The organism is Sinomicrobium oceani (assembly GCF_900119185.1).
GTDB classification, from domain to species: Bacteria; Bacteroidota; Bacteroidia; order Flavobacteriales; family Flavobacteriaceae; genus Sinomicrobium; species Sinomicrobium oceani.
Genome location: NZ_FPJE01000001.1, coordinates 124,672 through 145,454 on the forward strand (window position 1 = coordinate 124,672; position 20,783 = coordinate 145,454).

At 45.1% G+C, this 20,783-nt stretch carries 13 protein-coding genes and 1 tRNA gene; 6 read left to right on the plus strand and 8 right to left on the minus strand.

The window, feature by feature from the left end:
* Positions 1–287 precede the first annotated feature (287 nt).
* Positions 288–2,750, plus strand: a complete 2,463-nt coding sequence (locus BT112_RS00560; protein ID WP_245776950.1) for a glycoside hydrolase family 95 protein — start codon at positions 288–290, stop codon at positions 2,748–2,750.
* An 82-nt stretch (positions 2,751–2,832) separates the two neighbouring features.
* Here the strand turns inward: BT112_RS00560 and BT112_RS00565 are convergent, their stop codons facing one another.
* The 5 genes from BT112_RS00565 to BT112_RS00585 all read right to left on the minus strand — a co-directional run bounded on the left by BT112_RS00565 (position 2,833) and on the right by BT112_RS00585 (position 8,741).
* A complete protein-coding gene (locus BT112_RS00565) occupies positions 2,833–5,199 on the minus strand; it encodes an FdhF/YdeP family oxidoreductase (protein ID WP_245776951.1) in 2,367 nt (788 codons plus the stop codon).
* Positions 5,200–5,208: 9 nt separating this feature from the next.
* The gene (locus BT112_RS00570; protein WP_072315354.1) at positions 5,209–5,577 is read right to left on the minus strand and encodes a DUF7009 family protein; all 369 of its coding nucleotides are present in this window, start codon (positions 5,575–5,577) and stop codon (positions 5,209–5,211) included.
* Between the two features lie 89 nt (positions 5,578–5,666).
* Entirely contained in the window at positions 5,667–6,533 is an 867-nt protein-coding gene (gene fdhD, locus BT112_RS00575) for a formate dehydrogenase accessory sulfurtransferase FdhD (protein WP_072315355.1), read from the minus strand.
* Positions 6,534–6,597: 64 nt separating this feature from the next.
* Positions 6,598–7,596, minus strand: coding sequence for an NTP transferase domain-containing protein (locus BT112_RS21460; protein WP_083564717.1), 999 nt, complete (start codon positions 7,594–7,596; stop codon positions 6,598–6,600).
* 179 nt (positions 7,597–7,775) lie between these two features.
* Complete coding sequence (locus tag BT112_RS00585) at positions 7,776–8,741, minus strand: App1 family protein (RefSeq protein ID WP_072315356.1); 966 nt, start codon at positions 8,739–8,741, stop codon at positions 7,776–7,778.
* A 72-nt stretch (positions 8,742–8,813) separates the two neighbouring features.
* On the opposite strand from BT112_RS00585, the gene BT112_RS00590 reads away from it, so the two are divergent.
* A complete protein-coding gene (locus BT112_RS00590) occupies positions 8,814–9,674 on the plus strand; it encodes a diacylglycerol/lipid kinase family protein (protein ID WP_245776952.1) in 861 nt (286 codons plus the stop codon).
* A 381-nt stretch (positions 9,675–10,055) separates the two neighbouring features.
* Here the strand turns inward: BT112_RS00590 and BT112_RS00595 are convergent, their stop codons facing one another.
* Positions 10,056–12,797 carry an AAA domain-containing protein gene (locus BT112_RS00595; RefSeq protein ID WP_217652310.1) on the minus strand — a complete coding sequence of 914 codons (2,742 nt, stop codon included), beginning with the start codon at positions 12,795–12,797 and terminating at the stop codon, positions 10,056–10,058.
* 299 nt (positions 12,798–13,096) lie between these two features.
* Positions 13,097–13,184, minus strand: a tRNA-Ser gene (locus tag BT112_RS00600).
* Between the two features lie 478 nt (positions 13,185–13,662).
* Between BT112_RS00600 and BT112_RS00610 the strand changes: the two genes are divergently transcribed.
* Positions 13,663–16,734 carry a SusC/RagA family TonB-linked outer membrane protein gene (locus BT112_RS00610; RefSeq protein WP_072315360.1) on the plus strand — a complete coding sequence of 1,024 codons (3,072 nt, stop codon included), beginning with the start codon at positions 13,663–13,665 and terminating at the stop codon, positions 16,732–16,734.
* Positions 16,735–16,736: 2 nt separating this feature from the next.
* Positions 16,737–18,341 carry a SusD/RagB family nutrient-binding outer membrane lipoprotein gene (locus BT112_RS00615; protein ID WP_072315361.1) on the plus strand — a complete coding sequence of 535 codons (1,605 nt, stop codon included), beginning with the start codon at positions 16,737–16,739 and terminating at the stop codon, positions 18,339–18,341.
* A 74-nt stretch (positions 18,342–18,415) separates the two neighbouring features.
* Here the strand turns inward: BT112_RS00615 and BT112_RS00620 are convergent, their stop codons facing one another.
* Complete coding sequence (locus tag BT112_RS00620; RefSeq protein ID WP_072315362.1) at positions 18,416–19,477, minus strand: NADH:flavin oxidoreductase; 1,062 nt, start codon at positions 19,475–19,477, stop codon at positions 18,416–18,418.
* Positions 19,478–19,614: 137 nt separating this feature from the next.
* Here BT112_RS00620 and BT112_RS00625 point away from each other — a divergent pair, with 137 nt between their 5' ends.
* A complete protein-coding gene (locus tag BT112_RS00625) occupies positions 19,615–19,974 on the plus strand; it encodes a winged helix-turn-helix transcriptional regulator (RefSeq protein WP_072315536.1) in 360 nt (119 codons plus the stop codon).
* Between the two features lie 137 nt (positions 19,975–20,111).
* Positions 20,112–20,735 (plus strand): response regulator, encoded by a 624-nt coding sequence (locus BT112_RS00630; protein WP_072315540.1) that lies wholly within the window; start codon positions 20,112–20,114, stop codon positions 20,733–20,735.
* Positions 20,736–20,783: the final 48 nt, after the last annotated feature.

The window sequence follows — 20,783 nt, forward strand, 5'->3', positions numbered from 1 at the left end:
TTTCACCATGTCTTTTCCGTTTTTTCAAGGGAAATTTCGTTGCACTTTTAATTATGTACTACATATTATTCCGCGTTTGTTCCTTTTATGAAGAATATTTTCTAATTTTAGCCGAAAACAAATCCGGTATTTCCCGAAAGTCATGCTTTCTGCTTAACATTCGGAAGGGATTTGAATCCGGAAATCGAATAAGGATGAGAAAACAGCATAAATTCATTACATATCCTCAAAAACAATTACCTCCCGCTCCTTTTTTAGAAAAGTAAATGATCATCTTATATTTCAATATGAAAATCAATTATCCCTACCCTACAAGCCTTCCCGTAGTATTCCTCCGGGCTCAAACACGTTTCGGTCATCTGAAAATATGGATGTTCCTGATATGCACATCATATCTTCTTCCCCTGGCGGCCCAGTCCGATCACATTTTATGGTATGACAAACCCGCCACATATTTCGAGGAAACCCTTGAGCTCGGAAATGGAAAAATGGGTGCTGCTGTTTTCGGGGGCGTCGCAACGGACAGTATTTTCCTCAATGATGCCACACTATGGTCCGGCGAACCGGTGAATGCCAATAACAATCCCGATGCGCACTCATATATTCCCGCTATTCGCAAAGCCCTCGAAGAAGAAAACTACAAACTGGCCGATGAACTTCAGCATAAGGTACAGGGAGCTTTTTCGCAATCATATATGCCATTGGGAACATTGAAACTGGAATTCGAAGGTCAGGACAACTATACAAATTACCGCAGGGAACTGGATATCAGTAAGGCCGTTTCCAGAATCACATACGAGAGTAATGGTGTACAGTACCAAAGGGAATATTTTGTGTCCCACCCGGATCAGGTAATGATTATAAAACTGAGCAGTTCCGGCAAACAGGCTATCAGCGGAAAAATAAGCTTCAACAGCCTGATGAAGTTTAATACAACCACATCATCAGACACTTACGAAATAAACGGGTATGCTCCATATCACGTAGAACCGAATTATCGGGGAGACATGCCCGATGCAGTACTTTTCGACCCGGAACGCGGCACGCGCTTTACTACCCTGCTCAAAGCCGTACACAAAGACGGCCGTGTCGAAGTAAGTGAGAAAGGGATAGAAATAGTTGGTTGCAGTCAGGTTGTACTGTATATCGCCGAAGAAACCAGTTTTAACGGATACAACAAAAACCCGGCTACAGAAGGGAAAGACCAGCTCCGTATAGCTCGTAAAAACCTGGATAACGCTCTCCGAAAGCCATTGAGAACAATAGAAGACGATCATCGTAAAGACTATACCGGTCTTTTCAGCCGGGTGGCTCTGAGCCTCGGTGAAACCCATGCCCCCGATCTTCCGACCAACGAAAGACTATTGCGCTATGCGGAGGGTAAGGAAGACAAAAAACTGGAAGTGCTGTATTTTCAATACGGAAGATACCTGCTGATATCTTCTTCACGTACCCCGGGGGTTCCTGCGAACTTACAGGGGATATGGAACCCTTATATGCGTCCGCCATGGAGTAGTAACTATACGCTGAACATCAATCTCGAAGAAAATTACTGGCTGGCAGAAACCGCAAACCTTTCGGAAATGCATCGTCCTTTATTCGATTTTATCAAAAACCTGTCGGTAACCGGGGCCATCACCGCCAAAACCTATTACGGGACCGGCGGATGGACGGCTTCACAGAATTCCGATATCTGGGCATTGACCAATCCCGTAGGCGATTTCGGAGAAGGCGACCCGAACTGGGCCAACTGGAATATGGGTGGGGTCTGGCTGGCTACGCACCTTTGGGAGCACTACGCATTTACCAAAGACCGGAAGTTTTTAAAAGAAAAAGCATATCCCATATTACAGGGAGCCGTCCGGTTTTGCCTGGATTGGGTCGTAAAGGATAAGGAAGGTCACTGGATAACATCCCCTTCCACATCACCGGAAAATCTTTTTATCACGCCCGAAGGTTATGCCGGGGCCACACTCTACGGAGCCTCAGCCGATATCGGTATGATCAAAGAAATAACGACCGATTTCCTATTGGCATCGAAACTCCTCGGTGTTCAAAACGACCTGACCGGGAAAGCGGCAGAAGTCCGGGACGGACTACGCCCTTACCAGATAGGTAAAAAAGGGAATTTACAGGAATGGTATTACGACTGGGAAGACCAGGAACCCTTACATCGTCATCAATCGCACCTGTTCGGACTTTATCCCGGACACCATATCTCTCCTTCCGCTACTCCCGAACTTGCCGAAGCTTCTGCTAAAACGCTCGACATCAAAGGCGATGAAACCACCGGCTGGTCCAAAGGCTGGCGGATCAACCTCTGGGCGAGGCTACGCGATGGCGACCGCGCCTATAAAATGTACAGGGAACTGCTAAAGTATGTGGATCCTGACGGATTCAAGGGAAATCACGGCGGACACGGAGGAACCTACCCGAACCTTTTCGATGCCCATCCCCCGTTCCAGATTGACGGAAATTTCGGTGGTGCTGCCGCGGTTATCGAAATGTTACTGCAATCGGATATGGAACATATATATCTTCTCCCTGCATTACCGGAAACGTGGAAAGACGGTAAAGTTTCGGGTATCTGTGCCAGAGGTGCCTTTGAAGTTTCTATGGAATGGAAAAACGAAAGGCTTATCCGTAGTACGATTACAGCAAGAAAAACAGGGACCACGACGCTCGTCTACGGAAACTCACAAAAAAACATACAGCTCAGGAAAGGAAAGTCTGTAATGCTGACCTGGTAATACCGCTAAACTTTTCAATCTCATACGGCAGCCCGGCACATCCCGGGCTGCCGTTTTAATAACATCATAACAACGGCGACTATCAACCTGCAGCCGTTGACTTTTTCGGAACATCCCCGTGTTTCTTTATCCTGAGCACTACCGATTTACTGGCCGGAGTATTGCTCTGATCAGCTACCGTACCTATAGGGACAAGGACATTGGCTTCCGGAAAATACGTGGCGCAACATTTTTCGGGAATATTATAAGCGATGATTACAAATTTTCGGGCCACACGCGCTGTTCCCCCCTGATCATTATACAAATCTACCACATCGCGGTCGCGGTATCCCAGCTTTTCTATGTCCTTTGTATTCATCAGGATAATCCTTCGCTCATTGTGAATCCCCCTGTACCGGTCTTCGAGTCCGTAAACCGTGGTATTAAACTGGTCGTGAGAACGGATCGTCATCATCAGCAATTCATCATCTTCCAGGTGCACCATCTCCACATCGGATACATGAAACCTGGCTTTGAGGGTATCCGTAGGAAAGCGTTTCTCACGGGCACTGTTCGGCAAATAAAAGCCTCCCGGCTCCCGGACTCTTTTATTGTACTGCTCAAATCCCGGGATCGTGGCTTCTATAGCATCACGGATATGATCGTTATGGTCCAGGAACCGGTCCCAGTTTACCTTCGATCTGTTCCCCAATACCGCTTTGGCAAGGTGGCAGATGATGGCCGTTTCGCTCCTAAGATGGGTGCTGACCGGTTGGAGGCGTCCCTGGCTCATTTGTACCACTCCCATAGAATTTTCACAACTCACAAACTGTTTCTCTCCACCGACCTCATGGATATCACTACGCCCGAATGTGGGCAGGATCAGGGCTTCCTTCCCGGTTATAAGATGACTGCGGTTGAGTTTGGTACTGACCTGGACAGTCAGTCTGCACTGTTGCAGTGCCTGTGCCGTATATAGGGTATCCGGTGTAGCGGAGAGGAAGTTACCCCCCATCCCCATAAAAACTTTAACCCTTCCGTCGTGCATGGCCTTTATGGAATTAACGACATCAAAACCATGATGCTGCGGCGGATGAAAACCAAAATTCCGCGCTATACTATCCAGTAATTCCTGCGAAGGCTGTTCGAAGATCCCCATGGTGCGGTCGCCCTGGACATTGCTGTGTCCGCGAACCGGGCATGTACCGGCACCGGGTTTGCCGATGCTCCCTTTCAGTAAAAGAAGATTGACAAACTCCTTGATCGTATCCACGGAATTTTTATGCTGTGTGAGCCCCATGGCCCAGCAGGTGATAATGTTGTTCTTCTTACACAGTATTCCGGCTACTTCCCGGAGCTGTTCCAGACCTATACCACACGCTTCACTGAGTTCCTCCAGGCTATGCTTATCCAGACTTTCGATAAACTCGTCGTATTCCGAAGTGTGCTCCCGGATAAAATCATGATCGAACACTGTTCCGGGATGTTGACGCTCCTGTTCCAGCATCAGCTTCATCAGGGCCTTCATCAACGGCAGATCGCCATTGATCTTTACCTGCAGGAATACATCGCTCAGTTTCTTCCCCATCCCCAGCATCCCCTTTACTTCCTGGGGATTATCGAAAGCGATAAGTCCGGTTTCGGGTAGCGGGTTGACTGCAATAATAATGCACCCGTTTCTCTTGGCTTTTTCGAGAGCACTAAGCATCCTCGGGTGATTGGTCCCGGGGTTCTGCCCGGCTATGATGATCACTTCGGCACGGTACAGATCTTCCAGAGTTACCGATCCTTTACCGATACCGAGACTCTCCCCAAGGGCCACCCCGCTACTTTCATGGCACATATTGGAACAATCCGGTAAGTTATTGGTTCCGTATTCCCTGGCAAAAAGCTGGTAGAGGAAAGCCGCCTCATTACTCGTTCTTCCTGACGTATAAAAGGTTGCTTCATCAGGGCTATCGAGCGATTGCAGATGTCTCGCTATGATACGAAAAGCCTCTTCCCAGGAAACAGGCTCATAATGCGTAGCGTTTTCACGCCGATAAACCGGTTCTCCCAGGCGCCCTTTTTTTCCGATATGAAAATCATCCAGTCCGGATAATGCAGCGATGGAATGCTTTGCAAAAAAACCGGCATGAAGCACTTTCGTGGTCGCTTCGTCTGCTATGGCTTTTGCCCCGTTCTCACAATATTCGGCAATAGCACTCCGGTGTCCGTCCGGATCGGGCCATGCACAACTCGGACAATCGATCCCCCCTTTCTGATTGAGATTGAGGAGGGCTTTCATTCCCCTGCCGGGGCCCATTTCACCAAACACATGTTTCATAGCCGAAACCACTGCCGGAAATCCGGCAGCTACTTCCTTGGGAGTATTGACCTTGAGATTATTCAACGTTTCCGGGTTTTCGGCATGGACCGATGCTCCGTTATCTTCCGACCCGGAAGCCTCTTTTTTATCCGTCTTCATCATCTTGTGTTTTTAGCAGACCTGGTTGGGGTTCATATACATATCACTTTGATCTTCCCGTGTCTGGTCCAGACATTGAAAATCTTTTTCTACCAAAAGAAACAGGATATGACCGTTTTCGCCTGGTAAGCTATCCTCATACCCCACCTTATCGGTTTCCAAAAGGGATTTTACGAAAACCGGCGGAATAAAAACCGTCATGATCCCGTTTTTAAAACAGGCATCAAGATGTTGCAAATCCTTTTTTTGTTCCAGCCGATACCGGAACACCCCTGTACCGAACCGGGTTTCTTCCGCTACGAAACCTTTACTTTCCAGGTCTGCAACCTCGGTTTTGGTGAGACGCAAACGGACACTGTTGCCCTTGATCCTTATTTTCATCCGAATATATTTGTTCTGTGTCGTTAAGATAGGTGGCTCTGTTACCGACCTGCGGTATTCCCTACCTGACTTTTAGGTTTATAATCTCCTCAGGATGTTGTTATCTTTTGTAGTATCCTTTGGTTGTCATAATAAATATTATAACGATCTTCTCTCAAAAATCCTACCAGAGTGATATCGAACTGCCCGGCGGTTTCCACGGCAAGACTGCTTGGAGCTCCCACCGCGCATACGATGGTGATACCGGCCATGGCTGCCTTCTGCAAAAGTTCAAAACTCGCCCTGCCACTCAGCACTAATACGCTGTTTACCGGATCGGGAAGCTGATTTTTACCCGATAAGGCAGCCCCGATCAGTTTATCCAGGGCGTTATGTCTCCCCACATCTTCACGCAACATCAAAAGTTTACCGGCTCCGGAAAAGAAGGCTGCGGCATGAATACTCCCGGTAAACCGGAAAACATCCTGTACACGGCGCAGTAGCTCCGGTAACCGTACCATCGTATGATCGTGTATAACCAACGATGAAACCCGGTGTACAGGACACACCTGTCTGACCTGTTCCATACTTTGCTTTCCGCAGACCCCACAGCTGCTGCTGGTGTAAAAATTGCGCTGCAATTTCCCGATATCCGGCCGGACATCCTCCCTGAGGTACACCCTTACGATATTCTCCCGGTTTTCGGCATGACCCTGCTCCGTACAGTAACGTATACCTTTTACCTGTGCCATCTCCCGGATAATACCTTCGGTAAACAAAAAACCCAGGGCGAGCTCAAAGTCATGCCCGGGGGTACGCATGGTTACGGCAATACTCCGCGTAAACCATTGCTGTCCGTCGGTATAATCCAGCCTGATCTCCATCGGTTCCTCTACGGCGAGCAGATCGTCATAATCCTGCAGTTCTCCGTCCCGGAACCGGGTAATTTTTACCGGGAAAACACTTGTTTTTTTCATGATCGGAATATTACCAGTAAGTTACGAAAAACCGTTGAGAAAAATAACAGAGGGATCCCGTTTTTCATTTGGAAAAAAAAGCAGTAAAATCTTCCGGAGTATCATAGCTTTGCAACCTTTCCGGATCCTCCGGAACGAGGGTTTTTACCCGGTGTTCCGTCATAAATTTACGCAACGACCTCCCCCCGGCACGATAATATCCGGGTAATTTCTCCAGGCAGGACGCTTCGTAAATTGTTATCAACGGTTCCGCCACTTTATGATCGGGACGATAAAAGCAAACGATATCACAGTCCGGGGAACGCGAAGAAAATAACCTTGACAAATCGGCAAGGGTCAATGCGGGATAATCGCATCCGAGAACAAAAAAAGATATTCCGGAAAAATGCGATGACACGGTCAGTAATCCACTCATGGGGCCACAACCTGTATAGTTCCCGTCATCCGGAAAAATGTCGCTTTGTACGCAATCGCCGGGAGGCAATGTATTGTTGGACGATATCATCACCCGGTCGCAAAACAATTCCAGTAATCCGGCCGTATGCACAAATTGAAAGCTGTCGTGATACCGGAGCAAGGCCTTATTTGTTTTCATCCTGCTACTCGATCCCCCGCAAAGCACAAGCCCGTAGAGTGGAGCTGAATTCGGAGGTATCTCCTCAAAAAAAAGTGGTGGTAACATCCGATACCCCGGATCAGGATAGCGGTCCATCAACACATCTGTCATCAGCATCGGTATACCGAATAAAAGTTTTACGGCTATCTGACCTCGGCGGACAATGTTCAGAAGACACTGCAGTAACAAGCCCTCTGCTCCATCAAAACCTGTTTCCTGAAATGGCGCAAGGTCCACAAACAACCATACTGTGGTTTGCGAAGGTAATCCAGATAATGCGGTGGAAAGATATGTTGCGATACACTCCGGGTCCGGGACCTCCGCCAAACTTCTCATTTCGGCAATACGAAATTCGGCAACAGCAGGGTTACTCCGGACCCAGGTCCGGAAACCTTCGGTAATCGCAGGGGCTTGCGGCATACTCCATAAGAATACGGGATGATCCATAAGGGCTTTTGTTAAAGATACGGAAAAGCGATCAATAAACCAGCTGGGATATACTGCTATGCAGGTTTTAATTTCAGGTATTGCAACTTCAATATATCGCGTTATCCTGCTTCGGAAAATTAATTACAGGTATGCTGCATCCGGAATTTACCATCACGATCCGGCTTTGTTTCACAGTATCATCCCAGGTATTCCCGGGTATGCTGCATGGCTTCCGTACTCGATCGGAAATAACACACCCTGATCCCCATTTGCTCCATATTAGCCAGGGCTTTAGCTACCTTTTCTTTGGATTTTCGTTTCCGGGTCTTACGGATATATACCGTACTGATGTTTTCCGGGAAGATTTTGCTGATATTTTCGTAAATAAACGGGTCCTGCTGACTGTCATCTCCCAGAAGAACAAAACGCAATTCCGGATAGAACTCCACAAGGTGTTTTATTTTGTAGAATTTATGATTGTGATCTCCTCCCCCCGTAAATAAAAAATCGGCTATACCCATCTTTATCTTTTTAAGGTGTAATACGGCCTTCGGAAATTGATGCAAGCGGGTAAACTGTATGATGAAATTGTATAAATTCCATTCGCTGCTACTCACATAAAAAAAGGCATTATTGGTCTCTTTATCTTTTCGCCCGATACGATTCAGAAGGCGATAATGCTCCACAACTTCTTCGAAAACATGCCTTTTGTTGATGTTTTTGGTCAGTAATACGTACAACTTTTTGAAAATGTTGCCCGAATGGGAAATGAGAAACGTATCGTCTATATCGGAAATCACCCCGTACTCCCCGGCATACGGCTTTACGAATTCTCCTTTTTCCCGTTTTACAACACCTTCGACCCGGGTCTCAATCGTAAAATCATGCCAGCCGCTATCCAGTTTTTCCTCGTACGGAATAGTTATCCGGAAATACCCGTCTTCGAGTGTTTTGGTCTTCACCTCAAGATTCCCGAACCGAAAAATAATATCGGTATTGGCTATGGTTTTGATACTGAACATCCGGATAACTGCCCAGGCATGTTTATACCAGCGCTTATCCAGATCGAAGACATCAGGGGCATATTTTTTAAAGACATGTCCCATAACCACAATTTCCCTTGCATTGGCATATCCGCTGTAAATTTTAAGGTCTACTTCCATAAATTAAGTAAAATATAACGTTGTCGCTTTGATAGAATTTATACTTTTAACAGTCTCAGAAATATGCAGATTATGAAACTATTACTGGTTATAAATCCCATTAGCGGAGATCAAGATAAGGAACCGTTTGTCAAAAAAATAAAAGATCACGTAAATTCCCAAGACGAATTGGATATTTTTAGAACAAATGGTGAAAATGACCTGGAACAACTCCGGGAATATTTCCGGAAAAAGTATGACAGGGTATTGGTTATCGGCGGTGACGGAACCGTCAAACTCGTTGCCGAAGCTATGGATGATTCCCCTGTGAGTATCGGGATTATCCCGGCAGGTTCTGCGAACGGACTGGCCAGCGACCTGGGACTACCGGAATCTCCGGAGGATGCAATTACCGTGGCCCTGGGTTCCGAAACCCGGAAGATCGACGGTGTTTACCTCAATGGGGAACTGGGGCTCCACATCAGCGATCTCGGCCTCAATGCCGAACTGATCAAGGAATACGAGAACGGTTTCTTTCGCGGTAAACTGGGGTATGCCCTGAATTCTATCCCCACTTTGTTCCAAAGTGAAGGACCCTATGATTTTACCATACAAACGAAAAACAGAACCCGGAAGATCCGCGGGATTATGCTCGCCTTTGCCAACAGCAAAAAGTTCGGTACGGGAGCCGTAGTCAATCCGGACGGAAAAATTGATGATGGTATTTTTGAGATCCTCGTCTTTAAAAAATTGGATTTTATAGAGATTATAAAGACGCTTCAGCATACGGAACAACTATCCCGTGATTTTGTAGAGATCATTCCCGTAAAAGAAGTAAGGGTTACTACGACCAAACCGGTAGATTTTCAGGTTGACGGCGAATACTGTCAGGCCGTTTCGGAAGTCAGAGCACGGATAGCGCCCCAGAAACTGGAGATCGCTGTCGGTAAATAATGTTTTAGGGCTACGTTTTTTAAGCATGTTACAGCAGACCTCTCATGCTATACTCCTATTTTATTCTCCCTGCCTGTTTCGGACAACTAAGTATAGCGCATACAAAAGAGGAACCTCATAATGAAGCTCCTCTTCTTTAGACTGTAGGCTGACGGGATGACAGTGGAACACCTGATACTACTTTTGACGTTTTTAGCCGTGATAAGGTAACAGTATTCTAAAAATTAATACGTTATATAACCCGTTGTGCATTATGAATAAAAATCGTTGTTTACGCTATGTCGAACGTAGTCGAAACATCTCCTTCTGTCAGTAAAGATTCTTCAGCAGGGCTTGGATGACGTCTTTCAAACTATAATGCACAACGGGTGTTATATATGATTAGTGTAGTCTCATGGCAGCGTTTAATTTTTCAATAATTCTCGCTTCCTCATTGTGTCCGTCGGTTGATAATCTAAGTAATGGAAGACCTATTGTTTTCAAGATATGATTTTTTTTGTTGTCCCTTTCCTGTTGCAATACATTGTTATGGAATGACACCCCATCAACCTCTATAGCCAGGACAGGGGTTTTGTCAATCTTGTTATACAACAGAAAATCGATCCTTGAATTCTTCTTTATGAATCGAATCTCATCTTCTGAGAATGGCTGAAAATCTCGGACAAGATCTCTTAGCCTATATTCCCTCACCAGGTCAATCGATGAAAACTGGGCATTATTTAATAATATATTTTCATTCAACAACTTGTAGATAATGATTTCTGCCGGGGATCCTTTTATGTTTCTGTTGGATGAAAAAAACGAGATAAAGACTCTATTATACTCTTTGTACAAAAGGTCGAAGACAGAACGGATACTGCCTTTGACTATTGTTTCATTCGGATCTGAGGTATAATGTATATAGCGTATCAGATCACCGATGTTTGTTCCGTGAGGAAGTTTCATCGACTTGGGCATTATAACGATAAATTCTTTAACTGCCCTAGATACTGCTACATTGATAAGATTTGGATTATCTATAAATGGATTTATCTCGGCCTTTACGGTGTTGAATATAACTACATCCTTTTCACGCCCCTGAAATTTATGTATGGTATCGGCTTCTGTTCCATTGGGTAATTGCTTTCGTAATCTGTCTGCATGGCTTCTATAGGGAGCAATAACACCGACTTCCGTGTGGTGGAATTTGCGTTTTTGGATATATTCGTCAGTTTCGTCAATCTGTTTTTGGTTGTAATTACCACTTCTTCCAGCTACGTTTGTATAAACAATTCTAAACGGATGATTGTCCCAGGAAGTCATAATGACCAGATTATTATTGTAATACTTCTTGTTGCAAAACCCAATAATGGTAGGATGGCATCGATAATGTTCTTTTAATAATACTGACTTTATGTTATCCCCATATAGATTTTTCAGTGAGTCCAAAATATTCTTCTTTACATAATCGTATACAGCGGAAATATTGTACTCGGCTTGGAATTGTTCCGCAGCTGCTTGACTGTGTTTATCTACAATGTGAGTAAGTTGCATGCTATCTCCCACTACAATCGCATTTCGGCAGCATGAAAAGCATACGGCAGATTTTATGATATCTACCTGTGAAGCCTCATCTATAATCAAGTAATCAAAAAGATATCCTTTCGGAATGCTTGTGTGTAACGAGAGCGTAGAACTCAGAATTACAGGATAACGCTCTATAAATGTATCAAACTGGCTGCGATAATTTTCAATCGCAAACTCAACTTTCTCCAAACGATTATATTTTTCGAACAAAGTGGCATTGAACACCGCTTTGGATCTCTCCACAAAATGCTTAAGATTAATTTCTTCATCGTTCGACATTAACCAGTTTTCGGTACCCGAGATTTCATTTTTTAGGTTTGCTATGTATAATTCATAGAATTTATGGTTGACATAAACAGGCAACTCTTCGCTGTACTGAATAATAGTCTTCAGGTCAAATAAACCATATTGCAGAATAAACCTTAGCTTATGGATGATGGACAACTGGCTTTCTACGTCGACGACCGATAATAAATCTTTTAATTTTAAAGTTTTGTTAGCAGTCCATTTACGGTAAAATTTCTTGTCAAGTACTGATTTTATATTCTGATCGAGTGGCTGTTCTGTTTTTATATGGCCAAACTCTATTTCAGCATCTGACAATTTTGTTTTCAGAACAGCTAATTTATTTCGGTACTGAAAACATGTGGTGAGTATAGAGTCCAGACTCCGAACTTCATTTTTCAGGTTTGTTAATCGCTCTTCCGAAACCTTAAAATCTTGATGCACTATTTGTTCTTCAAGATTATCGAAGAATAAAGCTTTGTTGTCGTTATTTCCAAGTGAAGCCACAACCATTCCATAGCCGTATTTAGCTAACTTCTCCCGTACATTGAATACTGCAGAATTATTGTTCGAGACAATTGCAACAGTTTTATTTTGTAAGATAAGATTGGCAATAACATTTAGTATAGTTTGTGTTTTTCCTGTACCCGGAGGGCCTTCTATTATACTTATACTATGGCTAAGAGTGGTCTCAACTGCCAGTTTTTGGCTCTCATTGCAGCCGAAAGGATAAATTAACCCCTCGTTTGGAGATTCCATAGAAGGATTGACGCCATCGATGTATTTGGATAGAGCTGACCTTAAATCCAATATATCTATATCCTCAAGTGCCTTGAGTAATATCTCGGAGCTTATTTGATTTGGGTTTTTATTATCTGTCTCCTCAATTGGAATATCAAATGATACGTCATTATTTTCTTTCAGTATCCTTTTAAAATAATTGATGACCGATTCTGTTTGACCGACATTCTTTTTTGTATCACTGATTTCTATATCGGCATTGTTTTCAATTGGATAAGAACAATTATCGCCATTTCGAAAAATCAAATATCGACCATAGTTATCAACCGTATTATACCTCTTATTCAATTTACCATTCTCGTATATACGCACGTCTTCACGTGTCGACACAAATGGATAGTAGCGTACTTTGTCCGTTCCATAGGTATAACTTTTTCCTTTGCTGAACGTGATAAGATATCCTCTATCTGTTTGGATGACAGATGAAACATCTCTTTTGTATTCGAACTGTGAAGATGTTTTGTTTTTCAAGTATACTATAAACGGATGGTTCATCGGAATCCGAATATAAGCATTTTGATCTACATAGGTGTTTTAGCAAGTTATTAATCCCCCCGGAGAAGCATTGCACAAAAATAGTGTATTGGGATTAGCTGTATCTCCTATTTCCCAAACACATTACCGCAGCTATCCCTTGTGAGATAGGTTGTAAAGCAATGAATGCGATTCGCTACACTCCCTTATAATTTCTGTTTGTGATTATTGCTCAAACAAACTTGGCATATCCACAAACAAAAATACCCCGACTGATGTCGGGGCATTCATTGCCTTGGCGGAGAAAGAGGGATTCGAACCCCCGGAGGTGTGACCCTCAACGGTTTTCAAGACCGCCGCATTCGACCACTCTGCCATTTCTCCTAAGCGGATGCAAATATAGAAAGCTTTTTCATTTTGCCAAAACATTTTTTTGGCTTTTTATTTCGGCTTCGGTATTACTTTGATACTGAGATTTTATTCACGCTCCACTCAGGCAAACCATACGCTTTCTGCATCCCGAAAAAACAAAGTATCACAATTTTTTCTGCGTCAACAAAAAACCATTTTTGATATGATTTCGTATATAAAGTCTGAAACATGCAAAAACATCTTTTTTTTAACCAACTGATCCTAATATTTATCAAATTATGACATCAACAACTTTTCAGATAGCAACATCCTTTATAAGACACTAAAAAACAATATAATACAAACCAACCACAAATTCACTTAAAAATTCACTATTGAGCTATTGCCTATTGTTATTTGTCGAAAAATTATAGATTTTAAGAAAAAAATAACAATATTTATACAAATCGGATGTTAAACAAAAATAAAATTAACTCTAAATCTTCAATTAATGTTCAACAAAGCTTCAGTACTTGTGCTATTTACGCTCCTGTTATCGGCTCCGTCCGTATGGGCACAAGACAAGACCATTACAGGAACAGTGACCAGTGCCGTTGACGGACTTCCCCTCCCCGGTGTGAATGTGGTACTCAAGGGAACGAGTAACGGTACATCCACCGATTTTGATGGTAATTACACCATAAACCAGATTCCGGAAAACGGTGTACTGGTATTTTCGACCCTCGGATATACGACCAAAGAAGTACCGGTGGGCGCAAATACCACAATAGATACCGCTCTGGAAGAAAGTACGGAACAACTCAGTGAAGTTGTTGTAACCGCACTGGGTATCAATAAAGAACGAAAAAAACTGGGTTATGCGGTAACCGAAGTGGACAGTGATGACTTTAATAAGGCCCGGGAAGTCAACGTAGCCAACTCTCTGAGCGGGCGTGTTGCCGGTCTGGTCGTCAAAGGAACCAGCAGTGGTCCCGGCGGGACAGCCAAAGTAACGCTCCGGGGACTGCCGAGTATCAGTGGTACGGGGTCTCCACTATATGTTATAGATGGTATTCCCATGGACAATACCCAAAGAGGAGGGGCCGGGGAATACGGTGGTGGCGACAACGGTGACGGTATCGGGAACCTCAACCCTGACGACATCGAAAAAATGACCGTACTCAAAGGTCAGTCTGCTTCCGCACTGTACGGTGCAAGAGCCTCAAACGGTGTTATCCTCATCACTACCAAGAAAGGAAAAAAAGGAGATGACTGGGCCTTGAACTACACACTGAACATGATGATGGAAAACCCGGTGGATCTCACCGATTTCCAGAAGGTATACGGGCAGGGTACCGGAGGTGCGAAACCCACCACGGCAGCCAATGCACGTACAACGGCCAGATTTGCCTGGGGAGGACGACTGGATGGCAGCAATGTTATCGGTTATGATGGAAACCAGTACACCTATGCCCCTACCAACAACAATTACCTGAGCTTTTACAGAACCGGAACCAATATCACCAACAGCGTGTCTGTTTCCAAAGGGACGGAAAACGGGTCTTTCAGGCTGTCCATGTCCAACCTGACTTCCGAATCCATAGTCCCCAGCAGTGACATAAAACGAAATACCATCACTCTGAATGCCGATCAGAACATTACAGACAAACTCAATATATCCGCAATGGTGAATTACATCGATCAGCGATCGGACAATATTCCCTTTTTGAGTGACGGCCCAAAAAACCCGAATAACTTCCTGTTTCTGGCGCCCAATGTCAACCATAACATATATGCTCCGGGATACGATACTGTAACCGGGAATGAGATTGTTTTCAGCGATGATGCCTATGTCACCAACCCGTACTTTATTATCAACCAGGGTGTGAATGACCTTACCCGAAAACGTACCATTTCCGTACTCAGTACAAAATATAGTTTTACCCCGGAGATCTATGCTATGGTACGTCTCGGAAACGACGTGTCCAACGATAAGTTTTTCAGTGTAGATCCTACCGGGCTCGCCTATACCAACGAAATGGCGGGTAACCTCAATGCCAAAGGACAATCCGAACGTTCCGAACTCAATATAGACGGTATTTTTGGTGCTACCGTTAAATTATCCGAAGACTTCGAACTGGATGCACTGGCCGGGGCCAATCTCAGAAAAAACAAATTCGAACTGGTCAGTGTCGGCGGGACCGAGTTTGTACTTCCTTATCTCTACTCTCCTACCAATGTGAAAAATTTCAGTAGGGATTACCAGTACAACGAGAGAGAAGTACATTCCGCATACTATTCCCTGGGGATGGGCTATAAAGACTTCCTTACCCTGACCACCACGGGACGCTATGATGTATATTCCACCTTATCCGCACCACAGCAATCGGACAACAGCCTGTTTTCTCCTTCTGTAACCGGTGCCTTTATTTTCAGTGAACTTTTAAATTCGGAAACCTTGAGTTTCGGAAAACTGCGGGCCTCGTATGCCGTAACCAGTGGTGAACCATCGGAACCATACCAGAACCAGTTCTATTATACTTCCGGTAACTCTTATGCCGGCGTTCCTACAGGATCCTCACCTCTGCAATTGCCTAATGCCAATCTGAAACCTTTTACGACCAGTGAAATGGAATTTGGTCTGGAGCTTAATTTTTTCAGTAACCGGCTTACTTTCGATATCGCCTATTTCGATAAAAAGACGCATGATGAAATCCTGCAGACCAATCTGAGTATTACCTCCGGATTCAACAAGGGCTGGGTCGCTACGGGATCTACACAGAACAAGGGATTGGAGGTTCTTGTTACCGGGATGCCCGTAAGGAATGAAAATTTCACCTGGCAGACTTCCGTTAACCTGACTTCCGTCAAAAACAAGGTTTTACAAACAGACAATGACAATAACCCCATAACACTCGGACAGAACAGAGCTACCCTCGGAAATGCGGTAACCGCTTATGTCGTGGGCAAATCGGGACCTCAGATCATGGCTTACGACTATGCCTATGACGCTAACGGAAATATCGAAGTGGACGGCGCAGGGCTTCCAGTCCGAGGTGAGCTGACTACCTGGGGAAGTGTCCTTCCCAACCTGTACGGGGGATGGAATAACGAATTCAGGTATAAGAATTTTAACCTTTCCTTTCTGATCGATTACAATTTCGGGAATAAAGTCTTGTCGGCGACAGAATATTACTCCCAGTTCCGGGGTCTCAATAAAAGCACGCTGGCAGGACGCGAAAACGGTATTACCACCAACGGTATCACCGCATCAGCCGAAAGTTATTATCAGGCGCTGGTACAGAATGTTACCAAGACCAGTGTGGTGGACGGAGATTTTATCAAACTCCGGCAACTGTCTATCGGGTACACCTTCCCGGAGAAAGCTTTCGAAAAAATGCCGGTTCTCAAAGGCGTTAATATTTCACTCGTGGCACGAAATCTCTTTTTCCTGATGCGAAAAGCAGATAACATCGACCCCGAATCCAATTTCGGATCTACGATCAGCTATACCGGTATCGAAGGGACAAGCCTTCCTTCCACCCGTTCCATAGGTATGAACATCAACTTTAAACTTAACTGATCATGAAAAAACACATCCATATATTTTTCGTCATAACGCTCCTGTCCCTTACGGCATGCGACAGTGATTTTGCCGACGTCAATACCGATCCCAATAATGCCGACAAGGAACTTTTCGATCCTAACCTCATACTCCCGACCGTATCCTATAATTATGGAAATCTGACTACCGGGTATACCGGCCCCATCCTTTTTCAGAGCATGTGGGTCCAGGTTATGGCATCGACTTCTACAGGAGAAGCCAACTATTATTCCAATGCCGACAAATACGTAATGTCCGGCAGTACCAATTCTTACATACAGGGAGCCTGGAACCAGGGATACGAAGCGGCTTCGCGAATAGCACAGATGCAATCTCTTGCCGAAGAAAAAGGCATGCCCAACCTGATTGCCGTAGGAGATATCATGAAGGTATTGTGCCTCTCCTATGTATCGGATATTTACGGAGATATCCCCTATAGTGAGGCATTAAATGCGGAAGGAGGAACGACCCGTCCTGCTTATGACAGGCAGCAGGACCTCTACCCCGTAATGCTGTCCGACCTGGAAGCTGCCATACTGGCCATCGATCCTTCACAGGATGACATTACCAATGATGTGTTTTATGACGGAGATCTCGATCAGTGGAAGAAATTCGGATATTCCCTCATGCTCAAATTAGCCATGAGGCTCGTCAATGTAAATCCCGTTTTATCCGTAGAATACGCTAATAAGGCAATAGCAGGAGGTGTTTTCGAATCGGCAAACGATGAGGCCGTGCTCCCTTCCGACGAAACAAACGGCTATTCCAACAGTAATGCCAATGCATTGCGAATTGTAGGTGACCTTTACGAAGTACGATGGTCCAAAACCATGATCGATTATCTTCAGGCAACGGATGACCCGAGACTTGCCGTAGTTGCGGAAATTCCCGAGGCCGGTCTGAAGGCCAATACGGATATCTCTCTCGAAGGGGATAACACTCCCGCTCAGCAACAAGGCATGCCCAATGGTTATGACATGAAGGGCGGAGCTACCGATATTTCCAACGAACCCGATTATCCCGGGGGCACCGGGTCCGGTGATGACATCACTCCCATAGGCGCGTACTCCAGGCCCACCGCCATTTACAGAAATCGCGATGCAACCATATTTGTACTGACCTATGCCGAAGTACAGCTTCTCCTTGCGGATGCCGCAATACGGGGCGGATACAACACCACACTCACCGCTGCGGAATACTATGCCAACGGAGTTACCGGCGCCATGCAAGCCCTGAATAAATTCAACGGTTTGCAGGTCTCTTCCGAAGATATTTCCGAATATGCCTCAGCAAATCCGCTGGACATCAGCAGTGATGACAATGCACTGAAAATGATCAACGAACAGCTCTGGGCCACTACAGGTTTGCTGGCCAATTATAACGAAGCCTGGAACAACTGGAAAAGATCGGGATACCCGGAATTGACGCCTGTCAATTATACCGGGAATTTCTCGAACGGTATGATCCCCGTAAGGCAGCCCTATCCCAGTACGGAAAGTACCACAAACCCGGAGAACCTGCAACAGGCGATCACCAACATGGGAGGTGACACCTGGAATACCAGGGTGTGGTGGAATGCGGAATAACTAAAAAAGTATCATATAAAAATAAAGAAGGAGGGGCAAACGCCCCTCCTTCTTTTTTGCCATCACAGGTCTGTCTAATAAAGTTTTTGAAGACTCGAGGCATCAAATGCTTCGATCTCCTCAAAACGGTGTGCCTGTACCTTACGAACCCATTCCGGATCCTGTAAGACAGAACGCCCTACGGCCACCAGGTCGAAGTCCCCGCGTTCATATCTTCGTACGAGTTCGTCCATTCCGGTTGCTGATGCTCCTTCCCCGCTCCAGGCTCCCAGAAAATCTCCTGAAAGTCCTACGGACCCCACTGTAATAGTCGGTTGTCCCGAAACTTTTTTGAGCCAGCCGGCAAAATTGAGATCCGATCCTTCAAATTCGGGTTCCCAGTACCTGCGTTGCGAACCGTGAAAAATATCCACTCCTGCTTCCGTAAGCGGAGCGATCCACGCTTCCATTTCTTCCGGGGTATACGCGAGTTTTACGGAATAATCCTGTTGTTTCCATTGCGAAATACGCAGTATGATCACCATCTCCGGGCCAACGGCTTTCCGCACGGCTTTTACGACCTCACGACCAAACCTGCTCCGTTCCCCGATACTTTTTCCACCGTAATCATCTGTCCTATGATTCGTCCCTTCCCAGAAAAACTGGTCGATCAGGTACCCGTGAGCTCCATGGATTTCGAGGGCATCAAACCCGAGCTCTTTGGCATGACGTGCAGACGCGGCAAAAGCTTCTATCGTTTTTTCGATATCCGCAACCGACATGGTATCCGGACTTTCCAGCGGAGCATCCGGCAACCATTTTCCGGCTTTGGTATTCCCTACGTGCCACAACTGCGGGGCTATCTTTCCGTGAGCGGCATGTACATCCTCCACCACACGTTTCCATCCCCGAAGTGCTTCCTCTCCGTAAAAATCGGGAATATCCCTCATGTTTTTAGATGCCGGACGATCAATGACCGTACCCTCCGTTAAAATAAGTCCTATCCCTCCGAGGGCCCTTCGCCTATAGTAATCGGCAACATCCTCTCCCGGAACACCATCCGTGGAAAAAGCCCTGGTCATCGGGGCCATAACAAAGCGGTTACTCAATCTTAGTCCATTATATACAAAAGGTTCAAACAAACTATCTATAGCCATTTTCTTCTCTTCTTTAAAGTGTTAAATCAAAAAATCCATACAAAACTAACACTAATAGTTTACTTTTGTAACTAATGATAGTTTTTTGTGGTAACTATAAGGTAACTATGACCCCCAACAATAAGGAGATACCCGATATGAAAAACGATATATTAAAGTACAGCAATTGCCCTATACAACGTTCTATGGCCATTCTCGGCTCCAAGTGGAAACCGATTATCATCTATACGCTGCGGGACCGGAAAGCACGTTTCGGGCAACTTCATGCCTCCATAGGACATATTTCCAGGAAGGTACTTACCGACATGCTCAGGGAACTGGAACATGACGAAATCATCCTGCGGCAGGAATTTAAAGAAATCCCTCCCAGGGTAGAATATCATCTTACGGAAAAAGGCAAAGCCCTTATCCCCATTATGACAGCACTTACCCGGTGGGATGATCTATACTCCCGGCACCACGAAGCTGCACAGACAGAAAAAGTCTCCGGTACGTAACAACTGTTTCCCGGATACCCTGAAAAAATACCTGAAACCCGGGATGCCCGAAAAGCGATTTGTATCGTATATTCGCCTACGAAATACGGGCATTAATTATACACATTTCCGCTACCGGAAAGGCAAAAACCAGAACAATGATAAAAGTATATATTACAGACGATCATCCTATTGTACAGGAAGGCATAAAGAACCTCCTCGCTACCCGGGATGAAATTTCGTTAACCGGTGTTTACCAGAATGGCAAAGACACCCTGGAAGCCCTGGTCAAAGAAGAACCGGATGTTCTGTTACTGGACATCAACCTACCGGATATCAGTGGTATCGAACTCAGCAAACAGATCCGAGATGCCTACCCGGAACTGAAAATCATCGTACTCAGTGTTCACAATGAAAAAGCCGTGATAAGCAGTGTCCTGCAAAACGGGGTCAACGGATATGTGCTCAAAAACTCCATAGGAGACGAAATCATACAGGCCATTCACAAAGTGATAGACGGCGAATTGTACATGTGTGTGCAAACCCGCGACATATACAATAACCAGGATACCACAGGGCCCGATTTCATACCGAAAATCACCCGAAGGGAAAAGGAGATCCTGCAACTGGTTACGGAGGGAATGACCTCTGCCCAGATCGCGGAAAAACTCTTTATCAGTCCTTATACCGTGGAAACACACCGGAAAAATCTCATGGAAAAATTTGATGTCAATAACATGACAGCAATCATAAAATACGCTACGGAGTTTAAACTCCTCTGATATAAGGAAAACAGGAGCCGGTTTTTTAACTTCCGGTTCCTGCCTGCT

Bases quoted from the DNA above. Each gene is read 5' to 3' on its own strand.
- BT112_RS00560 (WP_245776950.1), top strand. From the start codon at position 288: ATGAAAATCAATTATCCCTACCCTACAAGCCTTCCCGTAGTATTCCTC.
- BT112_RS00565 (WP_245776951.1), bottom strand. From the start codon at position 5,199: ATGATGAAGACGGATAAAAAAGAGGCTTCCGGGTCGGAAGATAACGGA.
- BT112_RS00570 (WP_072315354.1), bottom strand. From the start codon at position 5,577: ATGAAAATAAGGATCAAGGGCAACAGTGTCCGTTTGCGTCTCACCAAA.
- fdhD (WP_072315355.1), bottom strand. From the start codon at position 6,533: ATGAAAAAAACAAGTGTTTTCCCGGTAAAAATTACCCGGTTCCGGGAC.
- BT112_RS21460 (WP_083564717.1), bottom strand. From the start codon at position 7,596: ATGGATCATCCCGTATTCTTATGGAGTATGCCGCAAGCCCCTGCGATT.
- BT112_RS00585 (WP_072315356.1), bottom strand. From the start codon at position 8,741: ATGGAAGTAGACCTTAAAATTTACAGCGGATATGCCAATGCAAGGGAA.
- BT112_RS00590 (WP_245776952.1), top strand. From the start codon at position 8,814: ATGAAACTATTACTGGTTATAAATCCCATTAGCGGAGATCAAGATAAG.
- BT112_RS00610 (WP_072315360.1), top strand. From the start codon at position 13,663: ATGTTCAACAAAGCTTCAGTACTTGTGCTATTTACGCTCCTGTTATCG.
- BT112_RS00615 (WP_072315361.1), top strand. From the start codon at position 16,737: ATGAAAAAACACATCCATATATTTTTCGTCATAACGCTCCTGTCCCTT.
- BT112_RS00620 (WP_072315362.1), bottom strand. From the start codon at position 19,477: ATGGCTATAGATAGTTTGTTTGAACCTTTTGTATATAATGGACTAAGA.
- BT112_RS00625 (WP_072315536.1), top strand. From the start codon at position 19,615: ATGAAAAACGATATATTAAAGTACAGCAATTGCCCTATACAACGTTCT.
- BT112_RS00630 (WP_072315540.1), top strand. From the start codon at position 20,112: ATGATAAAAGTATATATTACAGACGATCATCCTATTGTACAGGAAGGC.